This is a genomic window from Streptomyces beijiangensis, assembly GCF_017315755.1.
GTDB classification, from domain to species: domain Bacteria; phylum Actinomycetota; class Actinomycetes; order Streptomycetales; family Streptomycetaceae; genus Streptomyces; species Streptomyces beijiangensis.
In genome coordinates, this window is the sequence record NZ_JAFLRJ010000009.1 from 1 (window position 1) to 18494 (window position 18494).

The window sequence follows — 18494 nt, forward strand, 5'->3', positions numbered from 1 at the left end:
ATCGCCGGACGGGCTTGATCCTCCCTGGACCGGCCTCGTACCTGTGGGCGCATGCGGACAGACAAAACAGTGCTGCCCCCGGCCGTCATGGCCGGGGGCAGCGAAAAGTTTGGCTTCGGAACGTCAGCCGACGACCTTCTTCAGCGCATCGCCGAGCGCGTCTGCCTCGTCCGGAGTCAGCTCGACGACGAGCCGACCGCCGCCTTCGAGCGGAACGCGCATGACGATGCCCCGCCCCTCCTTGGTCACCTCGAGCGGGCCGTCGCCCGTCCGCGGCTTCATGGCCGCCATGCTGTTTCCCCTTCCTGAAACCAGCTCATCGCAGCCGACAACCCAGGTGTCACCGGCATCGAACACATTGCTTCCAAGCCATTATCCCGCATCACAGGACCCGATGACCAACATCGGTCCGCATCGCTTGCGCAACGCGCTCCCGCAAAACCACTCAATTCGGCGATCCTGCTGCGATACTTCGCCGCCTCGCACGCCCTCACAGCCCCTTTTTGTTTGACGCAGGTCACATGTGCAGCGTCGGTGATCTCCGCCATGCTGAGCAGTGACGACGACTCAGTAACTTCTTGGAGGGCCCCATGGCGGACACCGTGCTGTACGAGGTGGCGGACGGACTCGCGACGATCACGATCAACCGGCCCGAGGCCATGAACGCGATGAACATCGTGACCAAGGTCGCACTCCGCGAAGCGGTGCAGGCCGCGGCCTCGGACGATGCCGTACGGGCCGTACTGCTCACCTCTGCCGGTGACCGCGCCTTCTGCGTGGGCCAGGACCTCAAGGAGCACATCGGGCTCCTCGCCGCCGACCGCGAGGCCGGCACGGGCCGGACCATGAGCACCGTGCGCGAGCACTACAACCCCGTCCTGCGGGCGCTCACGGAGATGCCCAAGCCGGTCGTCGCGGGCGTCAACGGCGTCGCCGCCGGAGCGGGTCTCGGATTCGCGCTCGCCGCCGACTACCGGGTGGTCGCCGACACCGCGAAGTTCACCACTTCCTTCGCGGGTGTCGCGCTGACCGCGGACTCGGGCGTCTCCTGGACGCTGCCGCGGCTGATCGGCCAGAGCCGCGCCGCCGACCTGCTGCTCTTCCCGCGCTCGATCACCGCGCAGGAGGCGTTCGAGCTGGGGATCGCGAACAAGGTCGTCCCCACCGCCGATCTCGCCGCGGAGGCGGCCGCCGTGGCGCGGGCGCTCGCAGCGGGCCCGACGGTCGCCTACGCCGCGATCAAGGAGTCCCTGGCGTACGGCGCCGGGCACTCGCTGAGCGAGACCCTCGACAAGGAGGACGAGCTGCAGTCGCGCGCGGGCACGTCCGAGGACCACGCCATCGCCGTCCAGGCCTTCGTCAACAAGGAGAAGCCGAAGTACCTGGGCCGCTGACGCTAGAGGGTGCCCCGTACGAAGCAGTCCGCCAGGTGGTCGTCGACCAGGCCGCACGCCTGCATCAGGGCGTAGGCCGTGGTCGGCCCCACGAAGCGCAGACCGCGCTTCTTCAGCTCCTTGGCCAGGGCCGTGGACTCGTCCGTGACCGCCGGTACGTCGGACAGGGCGCGTGGTGCGGGGCCGGCGCCGGCGCCGGAGGCAGGGGCGTACGACCAGATCAGTTCGTCCAGCGCGCCATCGGCCCAGCCGTTCAGCACCTTCGCGTTGGCGAGGGTCGCCGCGATCTTCGCGCGGTTGCGGATGATCCCGGGGTCGGCGAGGAGCCGTTCGGCGTCCGCGTCGGTGAAGTCGGCGACCGCGGCGATCTCGAAGTTCGCGAATGCCTTACGGAAGCCCTCGCGGCGGCGCAGGATCGTGATCCAGGAGAGACCCGACTGGAAGGCCTCCAGACAGAGCCGCTCGAAGAGCGCGTCGTCGCCGTGGACCGGCCTGCCCCACTCGGTGTCGTGGTAGGCGATGTAGTCGTCGGTGGAGAGACCCCACGGGCAGCGCGGTCTTCCGTCCGGGCCGGGTACGGCGGCGCCGCTCAACTCCGGGGCTCCTCGTCGCGGACATGTCCGGCGCGCACGCCCGCCAGGTCCGCTTCGAGCCCGGCGATCCGGGCGTCGCGCTCGGCGAGTTCCGCTCCCAGCCTGCTCAGTACGTCGTCCACATCCGCCATGCGGTAGCCGCGGACCACCATCGGGAGCCGCAGCTCCTCGATGTCGGCGCGGCCGACCGGGCGGTTCTCGGGCAGCGGGTCGGTGAGCCGCTCGGGCGCCACATCGGGCAGCACCGTTCCTTCACCGTCACCGTCGGCGTCGCTGCCGCCGCCACCGACCACCGCGAGCGTCACCGCGGCGACCACCACGACCATCGCGATCAGCAAGAACCAGAACACGCGCATCTCCCCGGGATCCGAAACGGTACCGGTGCCGATCGTGCCATGCGCAGCTGAGAGTTAAGGTCGCAGGCGACCGGATGCGAGGGAAGGTACGGCGAATGTTGCGGTTGGGACGGCGCGAATTCAGCGCACAGGAGCCGGTGATCATGGCGATCGTGAACCGGACTCCGGACTCCTTCTACGACCAGGGAGCCACCTTCCGCGACGAGCCCGCGCTCGCCCGCGTGGAGCAGGCGGTGTCGGAGGGTGCTGCCATCATCGATATCGGCGGGGTCAAGGCCGGCCCCGGCGACGAGGTGTCGGCCGAGGAGGAGGCGCGGCGCACGGTCGGTTTTGTCGCGGAGGTACGGAGACGCCACCCGGATGTCGTGATCAGCGTCGACACCTGGCGGCACGACGTGGGCGAGGCGGTCTGCGAGGCCGGGGCGGATGTGCTCAACGACGCCTGGGGCGGGGTCGATCCGAAGCTGGCGGAGGTGGCGGCGCGGTTCGGGGCGGGCCTGGTGTGCACCCACGCGGGCGGCGCCGAGCCGCGGACGCGGCCGCACCGGGTGACGTACGACGACGTGATGGCGGACATCCTGCGGGTCACGGTGGGGCTGGCCGAGCGGGCCGCCGCGCTCGGGGTGCGGCGGGACGCGATCATGATCGATCCCGGTCATGATTTCGGGAAGAACACCCGGCACTCGCTGGAGGCGACACGGCGTCTGGGCGAGATGACGGAGACGGGGTGGCCGGTGCTCGTATCCCTGTCGAACAAGGACTTCGTCGGGGAGACGCTCGACAAGCCGGTCAAGGAGCGGGTGATCGGGACGCTGGCCACGACGGCCGTTTCGGCTTGGCTGGGGGCGCAGGTGTACCGGGTGCACGAGGTCGCCGAGACGCGGCAGGTCCTGGACATGGTGGCGGCCATCGCGGGGCACCGGGCTCCGGCTGTCGCGCGGCGGGGGCTGGCGTAACCCCAAAAAAGACTGTCCTCAATCGCCGGACGGGCTTGATCTGCCCGGCGATTGAGGACAGGTGGCGAGTGGCCGCTACTTGGATGTTTCCTTTGTCACCAGGGCCACCGCTTCGTCCACGTCGTCCGTCACGTGGAACAGCAGCAGGTCCTTCTCCGACGCCTTGCCCTGGGCGATCACGGTGTCCCGCAGCCAGTCCACGAGACCGCTCCAGTACGCGGTGCCGAAGAGCACGATCGGGAAGCTCGTGACCTTCTTCGTCTGGACGAGCGTCAGGGCCTCGAAGAGCTCGTCCAGGGTGCCGAGGCCGCCCGGCAGGACCACGAACCCCTGCGCGTACTTCACGAACATCGTTTTCCGTACGAAGAAGTAGCGGAAGTTCACCCCGATGTCGACGTGCTGGTTCAGGCCCTGCTCGAAGGGGAGCTCGATGCCCAGGCCGACCGAGACGCCCTTGGCCTCCCTGGCCCCTTTGTTCGCCGCCTCCATCGCACCGGGACCGCCGCCCGTGATCACCGCGAAGCCGGCGTCGACCAGGGCGTGGCCGATGCGTACGCCCGCCTCGTACTCCGGAGAGTCCACAGGTGTGCGCGCCGAGCCGAAGACGCTGATCGCGCTGGGCAGTTCGGCGAGTGCGCCGAAGCCCTCCACGAACTCCGACTGGATGCGCATGACCCGCCAGGGGTCGGTGTGCACCCACTCGGAGTCGCCCTCGGAGTCCAGCAGCCGCTGGTCCGTCGTGCCCGGCTGGACCTGCTCCCGGCGGCGTACCACCGGTCCGAGCCGCTGCTCGTCCAGGGCCGGCGCTCCCTCGGGGTTGTCCATGACCTGCTCCCTCCGCTGTGCGTGTCAGGTCAGCGTAGGCGGACAGCTGTGACGAACAGCGAAATTCAGGACGTCAGCCAGGCGTGGAGTCGCGACTCGCAGTCGGAGATCAGCGAGATCTGGACCCGCTCGTCGCGCTTGTGGGCCAGCAGCGGGTTGCCAGGGCCGTAGTTCACCGCCGGAATGCCCAGCGAGCCGAAGCGCGCCACGTCCGTCCAGCCGAACTTGGGCCGCGGGGTGCCGCCGACCGCCTCGGCGAAGGCCTTGGCCGCCGGGTGCGAGAGGCCGGGCATGGCGGCGCCCGAGTGGTCGTCGATGATGAACTCGTCGATGTCGCAGTCGGCGAAGACCTCACGGACGTGGGCCAGGGCGTCCTCCTCGCTGCGGTCGGGCGCGTAACGGAAGTTGACGGTGACCGTGCACGAGTCGGGGATGACGTTCTTCGCCTCGCCGCCCTCGATGCCGACCGCGTTGAGGCCCTCGCGGTACTCCAGGCCCTCGATCACCGGCCACCTCGGCTCGTACGCGGCGAGCTTCGCCAGGATCGGTGCCGCGGAGTGGATCGCGTTGGACCCCATCCAGCCGCGCGCCGAGTGCGCCCGCTCGCCCTTGGTCTTCAGCAGGACCCGCAGCGTGCCCTGGCAGCCGCCCTCGATCTCCAGGTCCGAGGACTCCAGGACGACCGCGAAGTCTCCCTTGATCCAGTCGGGGTGGGCCTCGACGACCTTGCCCAGGCCGTTGAGGTCGGCGGCGACCTCTTCGTTGTCGTAGAAGACGAAGGTGAGGTCGCGGTTGGGCTCGGGGACGGTCGCGGCGATGCGCAGCTGGACCGCGACGCCCGACTTCATGTCGCAGCTGCCGCAGCCCCAGAGCATGCCGTCCTCGTCGAGGCGGGAGGGCACGTTGTCCGCGATCGGCACGGTGTCGAGGTGTCCGGCGAGGATGACGCGCTCGGCGCGGCCGAGGTTCGTGCGGGCCACGATGTTGTTGCCGTAGCGGTCGACGGTCAGGTGCGGGAGGGCGCTCAGCGCCTGCTCCACCGCGTCGGCCAGCGGCTTCTCGGTACCGCTCACCGACGGGAAGTCGACGAGCCAGGCGGTCAGCGCCGGGGCGTCCAGGGTGAGGTCAAGCGGGGTTTCGGGCATGGCGCCGACGATATCGCGGGCTCCAGTACGGTTGGCCGCGTGTCCCAGACCGCCTCCCTCCCCCGTCGCGGCCGTCTCCTGCGTACCGCCGCCGCTGTCGCCGTGCTGCTGGCTGTCGCCGGGTATCTGGTGGCGCAGTACGAGACCGGGGGCGGCGGCCCGCCCCGGTGCACCGTCTCGTCGGCCGACGGGGACACCTACCGGATGAGTCCGGAGCAGGCGGTCAACGCCTCGACGATCTCCGCGGTCGGCACGACCCGGGGGATGCCCGAGCGGGCCGTGACCATCGCGCTGGCCACCGCGCTCCAGGAGTCGGGGCTGCGCAATCTTGCCCACGGCGACCGTGACTCGCTCGGGCTCTTCCAGCAGCGGCCCTCGCAGGGCTGGGGGAACGCGCGGCAGATCATGGATCCGGCGTACGCGGCCGGAAAGTTCTACGACCACCTCGCCGAGGTCCCCGGCTACTCGCGTCTGCCGCTGACCGTCGCCGCCCAGCGCGTCCAGCGCAGCGGCTTCCCGCAGGCGTACGCCAAGCACGAGCCCGACGCGGCGCTGCTCTCGGCCGCCCTCACGGGACGGACACAGGCGGCCGTCACCTGTTCGGCGGCGAAGGGCACGACGCCCGGGAGTGCCGCGCGGGTACGGACCGAGCTGGCGCGGGACTTCGGCCCCGGGGCGCTGCCCAAGGCCCCTGATGCGGGTTCCGGCGCCGTGGTGGACCTCCCCGTACCGTCGGCGAAGGCCACGGCCGGTGGCCCCGGGCAGCCGCAGCGGGGCTGGGAGTTGGCGCACTGGGCGGTGGCCCACTCCTCCGAGCTGCGGATCGAACGGGTCTCCTACGCGGGCCAGGAGTGGACCGCGGGGCATTCGGGGAACGGCTGGCAGAAGCAGAACACGGACGGGAAAGCGGCCGGGCAGACGGCCGGCGTGCGCCTGACCCTGTCGAAATAGCACTCGGTCAGGGGTCCGGCACGTCACTCGGCCGTGGCACTCCTGGCGACACCCGGATGGCCCTGCGGGCCTCTGTCGAGGCACCGGGCCGGTGATCCTCGCTTCCCTTGCGGGCAAAGGGATCCAGCGGTCCCGCACCCCTGCGCGGCGTGGATCATTTGCCCATATTCATCCCTGGCCGATAATGCGACGCATTACGAACTCTTTACGTTGCCGGACCGCAACCTCTCCCGCCCTTCCGGCAGTTGTCATGACGTCTGATCGTCGGACACCACGTAATTCCCTCCCGTATCAAGGAGCATCATGTCCCTCCCCCTGGCCCGTCGGATCGCCCGTGCCGCGCTGCTCATCGCGGCGGGTGCAGCCCCCGTGGTCGCGGCGGCCGGCTCCGCAAGCGCCGTGGACCTCCCGACGGCGGCTCCGAACCTGGGCAGCCTGAGCGCTCTCGACGGTGCCAACCTCGGCAACACCGTCGACGGTGCGGCTCAGAAGGCCACCGGGCTCGCGGGCGACGCCGGCAGCAAGGCCGTGAAGCAGGCCGTCCCGGCCGCCGGCAAGACGGTCGGCAAGGCCGGCAAGACCGCGACCCCCGCCGCCCAGAAGGCCGCCGGTGACGCCGCGGGCAGCGCCGGGGACCTCCTTGGCGGCACCGCCAAGTCGGCGACCGACGGTGGTCTGCCGGTCGGCGGTCTGCCCACGACCGGTCTGCCCACCGAGGGGCTGCCGTCCACGGGCTCGCTGCCGGTTCAGGGTCTGCCGCTCGGCTGACCCTGCCGCTGTGCAGGGAAGGGCCCGGGAGCGTGTGCTCCCGGGCCCTTCCCTTCTGTACGTGTGTACGTGCACGGCCTTCGGCCGTTTGTCCTCAATCGCCGGACGGGCTTGATTTGGCTTAGCTAAGTCGCTTTGCCGCGGCCTCAACCCGTTCGTCCGTGGCTGTCAGTGCCACCCGTACGAACTGCGCGCCCGCCTCGCCGTAGAAGTCCCCCGGCGCGACCAGGATGCCCAGTTCCGCGAGGTGCGCCACCGTCTCCCAGCAGCCCTCGCCGCGTGTCGCCCACAGGTAGAGGCTCGCCTCGCTGTGCTCGATCCGGAAGCCGTGCGCCTCCAGCGCGTCGCGCAGCACGGTCCGGCGGGCCGCGTACCGCGCCCGCTGCTCCTGCACATGCGCGTCGTCGCGGAGCGCGGCGGCGGCCGCCGCCTGCACCGGGGCCGCGGTCATCATCCCGCCGTGCTTGCGGATCTGCAGCAGCTCGCCGACGAGCTGCTCGTCCCCGGCCAGGAAGGCGAGCCGGTAGCCCGCGAAGTTGGAGCGCTTGGAGAGCGAGTGGACGGCGATCAGGCCTTCGTACGTACCCCCGCAGACATCGGGGTGCAGTACGGAGACCGGGTCGGCCTCCCAGCCCAGCTCCAGGTAGCACTCGTCGCTCGCGATGAGCACGCCGTGCTCGCGGGCCCACGCCACGATGCGTACGAGTTCGTCCTGTGACAGGACACGACCGGTGGGATTCGACGGCGAGTTGAGCCAGAGCAGCTTCAGATCGGTGGGGTCCAGCTGAGTGGGGTCGTCGTAGACGACGGCCTCCGCGCCGCAGAGTCGCGCGCCGACCTCGTACGTCGGGTACGCGAGCCGGGGGTAGGCGACCTTGTCCCCCGCGCCGAGTCCGAGCTGCGTCGGCAGCCAGGCCACCAGCTCCTTGGAGCCGACGATCGGCAGCACGTTGGTGTGCTTCACGTCCACCGCGCCCAGCCGCTTCTCGCACCAGCCGGTGATCGCGTCCCGCAGGTCGGTGGTTCCCCACACCGTCGGATAGCCCGGCGAGTCGGCGGCCGCGATCAGCGCTTTCTGGATGACATCCGGGACCGGGTCGACGGGCGTGCCGACCGACAGGTCCACGATGCCGTCCTGGTGGGCTCTGGCCGTCGCTTTGTACGGCTCGAGCTTGTCCCAGGGGAAGGCGGGGAGGCGCGAGGAGACTGCGCTGCTCACGGGATGCTCACTTTCGCTGTCGTACGGGGAAACACCAGAGCCCCGCACGGCGCGCAAGCCGTACGGGACCCTGGGCGATGTCAGCTCAGCCGGGCTGGTTCTGCGGCGGCAGCGCTGCGATGAAGGGATGGTCGCGCTCGATCAGACCGAGCTTGGAGGCACCACCGGGCGAGCCGAGCTCGTCGAAATACTCGACGTTCGCCTTGTAGTAGTCCTTCCACTCCTCCGGGGTGTCGTCCTCGTAGAAGATGGCCTCCACCGGACAGACCGGCTCACAGGCTCCGCAGTCGACGCACTCATCGGGGTGGATGTACAAGGACCGGGAGCCCTCGTAGATGCAGTCGACGGGGCACTCCTCGATGCACGCCTTGTCCTTGACGTCGACACAAGGCTGCGCGATGACGTAAGTCACGCTGTCGTTCCTCCTCGGTAGGGCTGCTCTGCGCGGGAGCGCGGCGTCGTCGATGCCCGCCCCTAGTATCTCCGTTCCTGGGCACGATCCGAACAGGAGGGGCGGAGAGAGCTGTGGAATTCACCACCGGCGGACGTCTTGAAGTCCGAATTACACCCGATGACGTGGGAAAACGCGTATCGGTCAGGCAGTTCACGGAAAGCGGGCGCGAGGGCGAGAAGTTCACCGACACGGTGGGTGTTCTCACATCCTGGAACGATGGTGTGCTGTCGATCACACGCAGGACCGGCGAATCTGTCCGTATCGCGGAATCGTCGCTGGTCGCGGGCAAGTCCGTTCCGCCCGCTCCGGCACGGCGCAGGGGCCCTTCGGCCACCTTCCCCGAGCTGGCGAGGGTGACGGCTCGTGCCTGGCAGCCGGTCGAGAGCGAGGCGCTGGGCGAGTGGGAGCTGCGGGCCGCGGCCGGATTCACGCGGCGTGCGAACTCGGTGCTGGCGGTGGGGGACCCCGGACGGCCGCTGGCCGAGGCGCTCGGTCTCGTACGCGACTGGTACGCGGCCCGGGGGCTGCCCTCGTACATCCAACTGGCCATGGGCGCCGAGGGCACCCAGGAGCTCCTCGCCGCTGAGCTGTCCGAGCAGGGCTGGGCCAGCGAGGTCAGCGCGCTCGTGCGGATCGCCGCGCTCGCTCCGATCGGTGACCTCGAAGCGGACGTCTCGCGGGTCGTGCTCTCGCGCTCCTTCGACGAGGCGTGGCTCTCGCGCTACAAGCGGTTCGGGACACCGGGGCCCGAGGTCTCGAAGGTGATCGGCAGCGGCCCTTCCACCTGGTTCGCCACCGTGGCCGCCCCCGACGGGGGTACTCCCGCGGCGATCGGCCGCTGTGTGATCGACGGGCGCTGGGCCGGGTTCATGGCGATAGAGGTGGATCCGGCGGCCCGCCGCCAGGGTCTGGCGACAGCCGTGATGGCCGCGCTCGCCCGCCGGGCCCTGGAGGAGGGCGCGTCGGCCGCGTGGCTGCAGGTGGAGGAGGACAACACCGGGGCCCGTGCCCTCTATGACCGGATGGGTTTCGAGACCCACCACAGTTACCACCACTTTCGATCGGTCTAGCCGGGTACGAGGCTGCTATGCACGAGGAATCACCCGACCCCCAGGAATCCGCAGACTGGCGGCGGGAGTTCGCCGACGAGGCACGTGCGGACCGCCCCGACCTCTCACAGCTCTGTCTGCTCATCGGTACCCAGGCCGACCCCGCCTTCGGCCGTCACGGGATCGACGCCGCCCAGATCGAACTCGACCGACTGGCGGGGCTGTTGCCCTTCGGCGTGTCCGGCGCCCGCTCCTGGGCGGTCGCCCTGAGCGAACTCCTCGGCGTCGCGGGCGGGTTCAGAGGCGCACCCGTCGACTACCAGCGGCTCTCGTCCTCCCTTCTGCACCAAGTGCTGCGCCGCCGCCGGGGCCTGCCGATCCTGCTCTCCGTCGTCTGGATCGAGGTGGCGCGCCGGGCGGGTGCTCCGGTGTACGGGGTGGCCCTGCCCGGTCACTTCGTGGTCGGCTTCGGCGCCCCTGACGACCTGGTCCTGGTCGACCCGTTCGACGGCGGCCGGCTGCTCACGGGGCAGGACGCGGGCCTGCTGGTGGCGGGTGCGACGGGCGCCCCGCTGGAGCCCTCCATGCTGGTCCCCGCCGAGCCGCTCGACATCGTCCTGCGCATCCTCAACAACATCCGCGCCTGGGCCGCCACCCGCCCCGAGCGCTCGGACGTGCAGCTCTGGGCGGTGGAGCTCTCGCTGCTGCTGCCCTCGCACCCGGCGCGCCTGCGCTACGAGCACGCCCAGCTCCTGGTCCAGCGCGGCGACTTCCTGCGCGGGGCGGCGGAGCTGGAGGACTACGCGGACGTGGTGGCCGAGGTGGAACCGGCGACGGCGGAGGCGATCAGGGGACGGGCCAGGTCGGCGCGCGCCATGCTGAACTGACCGGCTCCCGTACCGGTGTGGCGGCGTAGCGGCCCGGGGTGGTGCCCACGACCCGCTTGAAGTGCCGGGTCAGATGGGACTGGTCATAGAAGCCGGTGGCGGCGGCGACCTCGCCCGCGGGCCGGCCGTCGAGGAGCAGGCGGCGGGCCCGGTCGACTCGGCGGGACATCAGGTACTGGTGCGGGGCGATCCCGAAGGCGCCGCTGAAGGCCCGTACGAGATGGGTCGGATCGGCGTGCACGGTCCGTGCGGCCTCCTCCAGGCCGACCCCTTCGACGAGCCTCGCGTCGAGCAGTTCGCGCAGCCGCCCGGCGACGCCCCGGTCGGCTCCTGCTTCCGTACGGGAGAGAGCGCGCGGGCCGAGGTGCCCGCGCAGCCGCTCCCCGATCAGCGCCAGCCTGCTCTCCGCCTCCAGCTCGTCGCCGCGTACCGCGAGGGCGGTGTGGAGCTGTCCGACGCGCTGCCGCAGTACGGGATCGACGAGGTCGGGCCCGTCGACCGCGGGCCCGATGAGACCCGCGTCGAGCACCGACATGTCGAGATAGATCACGCGCTTGCGGAACCCGTGCGGGGTCGCGGGCGAGCCGTTGTGCGGGACCTGCGGCGGGAGCAGCGAGACGGTGTCGCCGGGTGTGCCGTGCTCATGGCGGTCGAGGTCGTAGCGCACGGCGCCGTCGTCGACGATCAGGAGTGTCCAGGCGTCGTGCACATGCATGGGGTACGCGTGCTCGGTGAAATGGGCGTGGAAGACCTCCACGACGCCCGCGACCTTCGGGCGCCACGCGGATATCTCCTGCCTGGCCACCATGCAAAGAACGTACAAGACGGCGGGCATACGTTCTCGGCAGTCTCAGTACATGACCACCGAGAACACCTCAGCGCCCGCCTCCGCCTCCGCCCCCGTCCGCTTCGACACCAAGATCGCCGTGCTGCTCCGTGAGGACCTGGAGACCTGGCAGCGGCTGAACGTCACGGCCTTCCTGGTCAGCGGCCTGGGCAGCACGGCCCCCGAGGTGATCGGCGAGCCGTACGCGGACGCCGACGACACCGCGTACCTCCCGATGTTCCGCCAGCCCGTGCTGGTCTTCGAGGGCACGAAGGAGTCGCTGACCGCGGCGCACACGCGCGCTCTGGGCCGTGGTCTCCCGGTGGCGGTGTTCACCTCGGACCTGTTCGCGACGGGCCATGACGGCGACAACCGCGCGGCCGTCAGGGCCGTCCCGAAGGACCAGCTGGATCTGGTGGGCCTGGCGGTGTACGGGCCGCGCAATGCGGTGGACAAGGTGCTGAAGGGGTCACGGATGCATCCGTGACCCCCGGCGGGCTGTCAGTCGAGACAGAACTCGTTGCCCTCGACGTCCTGCATTCCGAGGCACGACTCGTTCTCGTCGTCGGCGAGCTGAAGCAGCCCTCGTACCGCGCCGAGCGGGAGCAGCCGTGCGCACTCGGCCTCAAGTGCGGCGAGGCGCTCCGCACCCACGAGGCCGGCGCCGGCCCGTACGTCGAGGTGCACCCGGTTCTTGACGACCTTGCCTTCGGGAACGCGCTGGAAGAAGAGCCGCGGACCCGCACCCGAGGGATCGTGGCAGGCGAACCACTCGCCCTGCCGCTCGGGCGGCAGCGAGCTGTTGTAATCGTCCCAGGTGGCAAACCCCTCCGGCGGCTCGGGTGCGACGTACCCGAGCACCTCGCACCAGAAGCGAGCGACGCGCTCGGGTTCCGCGCAGTCGAAGGTGATCTGGACCTGCTTGATCGATGCCATCGGGCCACCCTAATGGCGCTTGTCGATCACCGGAACCCTCGGGTGGCCCCTGGCCAAGGGCCTCAGGCGCGGGCGTCGTCCGCCGCGGCGACGATCCAATTCCTGAACTCGACGGCGTAGTGACGCAGATGGTGATCGAGGACGTCCTGGGGGCAGGACGTGGGGAAGTAGACCGTCAGGTTCGCGGTGAACCCGTCGGCGGTGTCACCGAACTGGATCAGTGCCCGCCCGACGACGGTGCCGTCCTCCAGGAACAGGTTCGAGGACATCTTGCGCGGATACTCGGCTTCCGGGAGGAGCTCGTCCGCGTCGGCGGCCCAGGCCAGCGCGTCCGTTCCCCAGCCGCCCATGTAGAAGGAGGAGACATGGGGGCCGATGTTCTCCACCACGCGCGCTCCGATGTCATCGGTGCCCATCACGTAGTGCTCGGGGTGCGCCGCGAGCAGTGCGCGCTCGTCGCCCGCGAAGGCCTTGTCCATCCAGGCCAGGAACGCGGCCGAGGACAGACCGCGCGTGGCGAGCACGGTCGTACCCGCCTTGAAGTGGCCGTCGGAGGTGCGCGCGCACTCCCGCAGGAAGGCGTTGCCCTCCTCGATGTCCGCGGCCAGGAGATCCAGCAGGCCCTGGCGTCCCAGCCGCGTCCGGAAGCGGTCCAGGGCGCGGCGGGCGTAGAACAGCTCGAAGTCGTCGATGCTCCCGGCGCCGGTGGGCCCTGACTCGAGCGTCACGGTCACAGCGGGGGAAGTCTGGTGGTCGGTCATGGTCGTCGAACCCCTCCGATAGAATGCGAATGTGAATTCACGTTCGCATCATGAGAGTACTGAGAGGGGTGCACCACTTGTCAAAAGGGCCTGCTGGGACCGGCGCCGATACGATGCCGGACATGACCGAGGAGCCAGAGCGCCCGGCGCTCTACCGGGAACCCCGGCAGGCGCGCAGCGCCGCGACACTGGCCCGCGTACTGCGGGCGGCCGAGGAAATCGCCTCCTCGTCCGGCCTGGAGGAGATGACGATCACCGGCGTCGCCGCGCACGCAGGCGTCTCCGTCGGCACGATCTACCGCCGCTTCGAGGACAAAGAACAGCTGATCACCGCCCTGACCGAGCGGATGCTGGAACGGCGCGAGGAGTACATGGCGGAGCAGCTGGGCTCAGCCGAACCCTCTCTCTCCGGCGTCATGGACGCCTACGCCCACGGCCTGCTGCAGTCCTTCGCCGACAACAGCAGTCTCTTCCCCGAACTGCTGCGCGCGCGAGGAACGAAATCCCTGGACCGCGGGGCCCGCACCATCACCGAGATCCACCGCCTCCTGCTCGAAGCGGCAGCGCCGTACACCGACGAGATCCGGCGCTCCCACCCGCGGGCCGCACTGGACACCGCGGCCCGCGCCGTCCTCGGCGCCTGCTTCCACAACTCCGTGCGCCCCGACCCCGCCACCGGCGAAGCGGCCAGGCACCGGTACGCGGACGAGCTCAGCGACATGGCCATCGCCTACCTCCTCACCCCCGACCGCCGGCGCCGCACCGCCCACACCTGAGCCGGATCCGGTCAGAGCCAGCCCTTGTCGCGGGCGATGCGGACCGCCTCCGCCCGGTTGCGGGCCGCGAGTTTCTGGATCGCCGTGGAGAGGTAGTTGCGCACCGTGCCCTGCGAGAGGTGGAGCGTCTCCGCCAGTTCCGCGTTGGTCGAGCCGTCCGCCGCCGCCCGCAGCACATCGCGTTCGCGTTCCGTGAGCGGATTCGCCCCCTCCGCCAGGGCCGCCGCGGCGAGCGTGGGGTCGATCACCCGCTCGCCCGCGAGGACCTTGCGTACCGCCGCCGCCAGCTGGGCCGCCGGGGCGTCCTTCACCAGGAACGCCGACGCGCCCGACTCCATCGCGCTGCGGAGGTAGCCGGGGCGGCCGAAGGTCGTCAGGACGACCACCTTGAGGGCGGGGAGTTCACGCCGGAGCACGGCCGCCGCCTCGATGCCCGTCATGCCCGGCATCTCGATGTCGAGGAGCGCCACGTCCACGTCGTGGGCGCGCGCCGCCGCCAGCACCTCGTCGCCGCGCGCCACTTGGGCCACGACCTCGAAGTCCGGTTCCAGGCCGAGCAGGGCCGCGAGGGCTTCTCGGACCATCGACTGGTCCTCGGCGAGCAGGATCCTGATCATGCAGCGGATTTTATGGGGACGCGGGCGGTGAGCGTGAAGCCGCGGGACACATCGGTGTCCAGCGTGCCGCCGACGCCGACGAGGCGTTCCGTCAGACCGGTGAGGCCGTTGCCCGGAGTGGTCTGCGCGGCGCCGCGCCCGTCGTCGTGGACCGAGAGTGCCAGGTGGCGGCCGTCCAGGGTCTGGCGCACGGCGAGCGTGACGGTGCAGGTGCGGGCCCCGCTGTGGCGTACGACGTTGGTGATGCCCTCGCGGAGCGCCCAGGCGAGCGCCGCCTCGCGGTCCTCGGTGAGGTCCAGCGGGCCCGGGTCGTCGGGGACCGTGGCGATGATTCCGGCGGCGGCCAATGCCGTACGGGCGCCTGCCAGTTCGCCGGAGAGGGTGGGGCGGCGGTAGCCGGTGACCGCGCTGCGGACGTCGGCCAGGGCCTGGCGGCTGACCCTTTCGATGTCGGCCACCTGCTGGGCGGCCCGGTCGGGGCTGTCGGGGAGCATCCGGCCCGCGAGCTCGGACTTGAGGGTGATCAGGGAGAGGGAGTGGCCGAGGAGGTCGTGCAGGTCGCGGGCGAGGCGCAGGCGTTCCTCGTTGGCCGCGAGCTGGGCGACCGTGGCCCTGGCCTCCTTCAGCTCGACTGTCGTACGGACCAGTTGGCGCACCCCCGTCATCGCGAAGCCGCCCAGGAGGGCGGGGACGAGGAGCGGGGTGACGGCCTCGGCCGGGTGGTCGTCGACGAGGAGGGCGATGAGCGCCATGAGGGCTGTCGTACCGAGGATCGCCCAGCGTGCGGTCCGGATCGGGAGGACCGCGCCGGCGCCCACGGCCACGTACACGAAGAGCACGAGCCAGGCCGGGCCGAGCGTGAGCGACATCGTGAGGGCCAGGGCGCCCAGGAAGACGAGTGCGCCGTACACGCGGCGGGCGGAGAGCGCGCGGGCCGTCTGGCGGAAGACCAGGACGAGGTAAGCGGCGACGAAGACCACGATGCCGGTCCAGCCGAGGAACTCCTCGACGCCCGTGTAGTCGTCGCCGAGGAGCTTGCTCACCGGGTTGCCCATGAAGATCAGCCAGACGCCGATCCAGAGCATCTTGCGTGCCGCCTCGCGGCCGTTCGAAGGCGGCCGGCCGATCCCGATCTCCCGTTCGCCGTTCACGCCTTCAGGGTGTCCTTGCGGTAGAGGTAGGCCGCTCCGCCCGAGAAGAGCAGGAAGTACGCGAAGAGGATCGCGACGTCCTTCGAGTGCGGGGCGTTGCCCATTTCGACGGCCTGGCCGAGGGCCGCGTACGCGTGGGTGGGCAGCCAGGTGGAGACGGTCTGCAGCCAGTCGGGGAAGACCGTGGTCGGCATCCACAGACCGCCGAGGATGGAGAGACCGAAGTAGATGATCATCGTGATCGGGCGGACCGCGTCGCCGCTGGCGATGTAGCCGATGGCGACTCCCAGGGCGGCGAAGACCAGGCTGCCCGCCCAGATCACTCCGGTGAGGGCCAGCCACTGCCAGGCGTCGAAGCGGACGTTCTTGGCGACCGCCGAGACGATGAAGACCACGACGATGCAGGGCAGCGTGACCACGGCCCCGCTGGCGATCTTCGCGAGTACGTAACCGCGGCCGGGGAGCGAGGTGAGGCGCAGCTGGCGGACCCAGCCCTTCTCGCGCTCCTTGGCGATGCGTTCGCTGTTGCCCATCAGGACGGCGGTGAGCGCGCCGAAGGAGGCCATGGCGACGACGTAGAAGTTCTGGAGGGTGAGGCTGGTGCCGGGGACCTTGTCCGTCGACGACGCGCCGCTCGCGATGATCAAGTAGAGGATCGACGGGTAGAGGATCGAGAAGAACATGAACTTGCGGTTGCGCAGGGTGCGCAGGATTTCGAGCCTGATGAGGGTGGTCATGCTGCCTTGGCCTCCTCGGCCTCGGTGATGGCGACGAAGGCCTGCTCCAGGCCGAGGCCCGCGACTTCGAGGTTGCGCGGGTAGAGGCCGAGCGAGTAGATCGCGTGGACGGTCGCGTCCGCATCGGTGGACTGGATGCGGACCGTACGGGCGGACACGTCGAAGCTGGTGAGGAACGGGAGCTCGCGCAGGGCCGGTTCGTCGATCACACCCTCCAGGTCGAAGGCGATACGGCGGGCCCCGGCCTTCGCCTTGATCTCGGAGGCGGTGCCGTCGGCGAGCAGCCGGCCCTTGTGGAGCACCAGGACGCGGTCGGCGATCGCGTCGGCCTCCTCCAGGTAGTGGGTGGCGAAGAGGACCGTGCGGCCCCGGTCGGCCTGTTCGCGCATGGTGGCCCAGAAGGCCTGGCGGGCGGTGACGTCCATGCCGGTCGTCGGCTCGTCGAGGACGATCAGGTCGTTGTCGCCGGCCGTGGCGAGGGCGAAGCGCACGCGCTGCTCCTGGCCACCGGAGAGCTTGTTGACCTTGCGGTCGGCGATCTGATCGATCCCGGCCCTGCTGAGGACCTCGTTCACCGGGTGCGGCCTGCGGTGCAGGTCGCAGGCGAGTGTGACGATCTCGCGGACCGTGACCTCCTCCATCAGGCCGCCGCTCTGCAGCATCGCGCCGACGCGGCCTGCCGCGATGGCGTCGGTGGGCGTCGTACCGAAGACGGAGACCGTGCCGGTGTCCGCCGGGCGCAGGCCGAGGAGGAGGTCCAGGGTGGTGGACTTGCCCGCTCCGTTGGGGCCCAGGAGTGCGACCGTCTCGCCCGGGTTGAGGGTGAGCGAGAGGTCGGCCACGGCGCGTACGTCCCCGTAGCTCTTGCTGACGTTCTCGAAGCTCACCACGGTCGCGGTGGGAGCGGGGTGTGTGGTCATAGGGACAGGTTCGCTCAGCGGGGGCCGCTCGCGGCAGAGCCGCCTGTCGTGAGTCGGCGATGACAAATGTCATGGCCGTACCCATGACGGAGCCCCCGCACAGTCGGTGTGCGGGGGCTCACGTCGGCGTGCCCGGGGGTCAGGTGATCGTGACCGTACGGGCTGCCAGGGTCTTTCCGAGCAGCGCCTTCTTCATGGCCGTGGCCACGTCGTCCGCCGTCACCTCGTGGTTCGTACCGCCCTGGTCGACCATGACGCCCTTGAAGACGCCCTCCAGGAGCTGGTTGATCGCAGCCTTGTCGTAGTGCTCGACGAGCTTTCCGTTGGCCGGGGTCACCGAGAGGATCTTCGGCAGCGAACGCGCGGGGCCGAAGGCGATCTCCTTGCCGCCCGCCTTGATCTTGATCAGGCCGGACATCGCGGGCTGCGCGAAGTCCTTCATCTCACGGTCGAGCTCGGCCTGGGTGATCGCGGGCTGGCGCTCCACGACCGGGAGCCGGACGGTGTTGGGCTTCCCCGTCTCGACCTGGTTGCGGTAGGCGTCCCGTACGGAAATCACCGACCGGCCGACGTCGAGCGATTTGCCCGCCTTGCCGGGTACGGCGACGGCCTTGCCGGGGACGAACTTGATCGTGCCCTCGGATGCGGAGCCGGAGACGCCCGCCAGATCGTTCAGCGCGACGCTCAGCTTCTCCTGGTCGACCTTGATCACCGGCTCGACGACGCGTTCGCCGCCGAAGAGCGAACCGATGACGGAGACGGGGTTGTAGTCGCTGCCCGCCGCGTTGCGGACCGTTTCCTGGCTGTCCAGCGTCAGGCCCGACTTCTCCGGGAAGAGCTTCGTCTGCTTGCTGTCCACGGAGAGCTGCAGCGGGTCGTTGATGCGCTTGCCGAGAGCCGCGTCCAGCTTGTTGGCGGCTTCCTCGCGGGTCCCGCCGCCGATGTCGACGCCGAGGACCGTGGTGTTGGTCGGTACGTCGGTGTGGTTCATCAGCAGCCCGGCGCCGTAGGCGAGACCGGCGACGACGACCACGGCCACGCCGAGCAGGACCAGCTTGGAGCGGCCCTTCTTGGCGGGCCTGGCGGCGGTACGGGCCGGAGCGGGCGCCGCGGGGGCGGCGTCCGGCGCCGGTGCCTGGCCCGGTGCCCCGGGGGAGTCCGGCAGGCGCGGGG

22 protein-coding genes and 1 pseudogene are annotated in these 18494 nt (G+C 70.3%); 8 read left to right on the plus strand and 15 right to left on the minus strand.

Translation table 11 applies throughout. From position 1 onward, the window contains the following. Nucleotides 1–123: 123 nt before the first annotated feature. Nucleotides 124–291 carry a DUF3117 domain-containing protein gene (locus J0695_RS01300; RefSeq protein WP_003966491.1) on the minus strand — a complete coding sequence of 56 codons (168 nt, stop codon included), beginning with the start codon at nt 289–291 and terminating at the stop codon, nt 124–126. A gap of 299 nt (nt 292–590) precedes the next feature. Between J0695_RS01300 and chcB the strand changes: the two genes are divergently transcribed. Then, the gene (chcB, locus tag J0695_RS01305; RefSeq protein ID WP_206959281.1) at nt 591–1394 is read left to right on the plus strand and encodes a 2-cyclohexenylcarbonyl CoA isomerase; all 804 of its coding nucleotides are present in this window, start codon (nt 591–593) and stop codon (nt 1392–1394) included. A 2-nt stretch (nt 1395–1396) separates the two neighbouring features. Here the strand turns inward: chcB and J0695_RS01310 are convergent, their stop codons facing one another. Both J0695_RS01310 and J0695_RS01315 read right to left on the minus strand, forming a co-directional pair. Then, nucleotides 1397–1987 (minus strand): DNA-3-methyladenine glycosylase I, encoded by a 591-nt coding sequence (locus J0695_RS01310; RefSeq protein WP_206959282.1) that lies wholly within the window; start codon nt 1985–1987, stop codon nt 1397–1399. Then, complete coding sequence (locus tag J0695_RS01315; protein WP_206959285.1) at nt 1984–2343, minus strand: DivIVA domain-containing protein; 360 nt, start codon at nt 2341–2343, stop codon at nt 1984–1986. The genes J0695_RS01310 and J0695_RS01315 overlap by 4 nt, the downstream gene beginning before the upstream one ends. A 95-nt stretch (nt 2344–2438) precedes the next feature. Here J0695_RS01315 and folP point away from each other — a divergent pair, with 95 nt between their 5' ends. After that, nucleotides 2439–3299 (plus strand): dihydropteroate synthase, encoded by an 861-nt coding sequence (folP, locus tag J0695_RS01320; protein WP_206959287.1) that lies wholly within the window; start codon nt 2439–2441, stop codon nt 3297–3299. Between the two features lie 75 nt (nt 3300–3374). Here the strand turns inward: folP and J0695_RS01325 are convergent, their stop codons facing one another. Then, nucleotides 3375–4124 (minus strand): LOG family protein, encoded by a 750-nt coding sequence (locus tag J0695_RS01325; protein WP_206959288.1) that lies wholly within the window; start codon nt 4122–4124, stop codon nt 3375–3377. Between the two features lie 65 nt (nt 4125–4189). Beyond that, a complete protein-coding gene (gene dapE, locus J0695_RS01330; RefSeq protein WP_206959289.1) occupies nt 4190–5269 on the minus strand; it encodes a succinyl-diaminopimelate desuccinylase in 1080 nt (359 codons plus the stop codon). 39 nt (nt 5270–5308) lie between these two features. Between dapE and J0695_RS01335 the strand changes: the two genes are divergently transcribed. Further along, on the plus strand, nt 5309–6220 hold the full coding sequence (locus J0695_RS01335) for a VldE C-terminal domain-containing protein (RefSeq protein ID WP_206959290.1): 912 nt from the start codon (nt 5309–5311) through the stop codon (nt 6218–6220). A gap of 303 nt (nt 6221–6523) precedes the next feature. Next, on the plus strand, nt 6524–6988 hold the full coding sequence (locus J0695_RS01340) for an ATP-binding protein (protein WP_206959291.1): 465 nt from the start codon (nt 6524–6526) through the stop codon (nt 6986–6988). Between the two features lie 121 nt (nt 6989–7109). Here the strand turns inward: J0695_RS01340 and dapC are convergent, their stop codons facing one another. After that, nucleotides 7110–8207 (minus strand): succinyldiaminopimelate transaminase, encoded by a 1098-nt coding sequence (gene dapC / locus J0695_RS01345; protein ID WP_206959292.1) that lies wholly within the window; start codon nt 8205–8207, stop codon nt 7110–7112. Between the two features lie 85 nt (nt 8208–8292). Beyond that, on the minus strand, nt 8293–8619 hold the full coding sequence (gene fdxA, locus J0695_RS01350) for a ferredoxin (protein ID WP_206959293.1): 327 nt from the start codon (nt 8617–8619) through the stop codon (nt 8293–8295). Nucleotides 8620–8732: 113 nt separating this feature from the next. Between fdxA and J0695_RS01355 the strand changes: the two genes are divergently transcribed. Both J0695_RS01355 and J0695_RS01360 read left to right on the plus strand, forming a co-directional pair. Further along, the gene (locus J0695_RS01355; protein ID WP_206959294.1) at nt 8733–9731 is read left to right on the plus strand and encodes a GNAT family N-acetyltransferase; all 999 of its coding nucleotides are present in this window, start codon (nt 8733–8735) and stop codon (nt 9729–9731) included. Between the two features lie 17 nt (nt 9732–9748). Beyond that, complete coding sequence (locus J0695_RS01360; protein ID WP_206959296.1) at nt 9749–10597, plus strand: transglutaminase family protein; 849 nt, start codon at nt 9749–9751, stop codon at nt 10595–10597. On the opposite strand, the gene J0695_RS01365 is transcribed toward J0695_RS01360, so the two are convergent. Then, a complete protein-coding gene (locus J0695_RS01365; protein WP_206959298.1) occupies nt 10557–11405 on the minus strand; it encodes a helix-turn-helix domain-containing protein in 849 nt (282 codons plus the stop codon). The two genes, J0695_RS01360 and J0695_RS01365, sit on opposite strands and share 41 nt — an antisense overlap. 49 nt (nt 11406–11454) lie before the next feature. On the opposite strand from J0695_RS01365, the gene J0695_RS01370 reads away from it, so the two are divergent. Further along, nucleotides 11455–11910, plus strand: a complete 456-nt coding sequence (locus tag J0695_RS01370) for a DUF2000 domain-containing protein (RefSeq protein ID WP_242552065.1) — start codon at nt 11455–11457, stop codon at nt 11908–11910. 14 nt (nt 11911–11924) lie between these two features. On the opposite strand, the gene J0695_RS01375 is transcribed toward J0695_RS01370, so the two are convergent. Then, nucleotides 11925–12359 (minus strand): VOC family protein, encoded by a 435-nt coding sequence (locus J0695_RS01375; RefSeq protein WP_206959302.1) that lies wholly within the window; start codon nt 12357–12359, stop codon nt 11925–11927. A gap of 62 nt (nt 12360–12421) precedes the next feature. Beyond that, on the minus strand, nt 12422–13120 hold the full coding sequence (locus J0695_RS01380; RefSeq protein ID WP_206959304.1) for a hypothetical protein: 699 nt from the start codon (nt 13118–13120) through the stop codon (nt 12422–12424). A gap of 122 nt (nt 13121–13242) precedes the next feature. Here J0695_RS01380 and J0695_RS01385 point away from each other — a divergent pair, with 122 nt between their 5' ends. Further along, complete coding sequence (locus J0695_RS01385; RefSeq protein WP_242552066.1) at nt 13243–13896, plus strand: TetR/AcrR family transcriptional regulator; 654 nt, start codon at nt 13243–13245, stop codon at nt 13894–13896. Nucleotides 13897–13907: 11 nt separating this feature from the next. Here J0695_RS01385 and J0695_RS01390 read toward each other — a convergent pair whose 3' ends face one another. The 5 genes and pseudogenes from J0695_RS01390 to J0695_RS01410 all read right to left on the minus strand — a co-directional run. Next, nucleotides 13908–14513, minus strand: coding sequence for a response regulator transcription factor (locus tag J0695_RS01390; protein WP_206959308.1), 606 nt, complete (start codon nt 14511–14513; stop codon nt 13908–13910). Beyond that, nucleotides 14510–15598: a sensor histidine kinase gene (locus tag J0695_RS01395; RefSeq protein ID WP_206959314.1), complete on the minus strand. Its 1089-nt coding sequence runs from the start codon at nt 15596–15598 to the stop codon at nt 14510–14512. The genes J0695_RS01390 and J0695_RS01395 overlap by 4 nt, the downstream gene beginning before the upstream one ends. Before the next feature lie 62 nt (nt 15599–15660). Continuing rightward, nucleotides 15661–16401 carry an ABC transporter permease gene (locus J0695_RS01400; RefSeq protein WP_206959310.1) on the minus strand — a complete coding sequence of 247 codons (741 nt, stop codon included), beginning with the start codon at nt 16399–16401 and terminating at the stop codon, nt 15661–15663. After that, complete coding sequence (locus tag J0695_RS01405; RefSeq protein WP_206959312.1) at nt 16398–17321, minus strand: ABC transporter ATP-binding protein; 924 nt, start codon at nt 17319–17321, stop codon at nt 16398–16400. The genes J0695_RS01400 and J0695_RS01405 overlap by 4 nt, the downstream gene beginning before the upstream one ends. A 139-nt stretch (nt 17322–17460) precedes the next feature. Then, nucleotides 17461–18494: pseudogene (locus J0695_RS01410) on the minus strand (hypothetical protein); the annotation flags it as partial.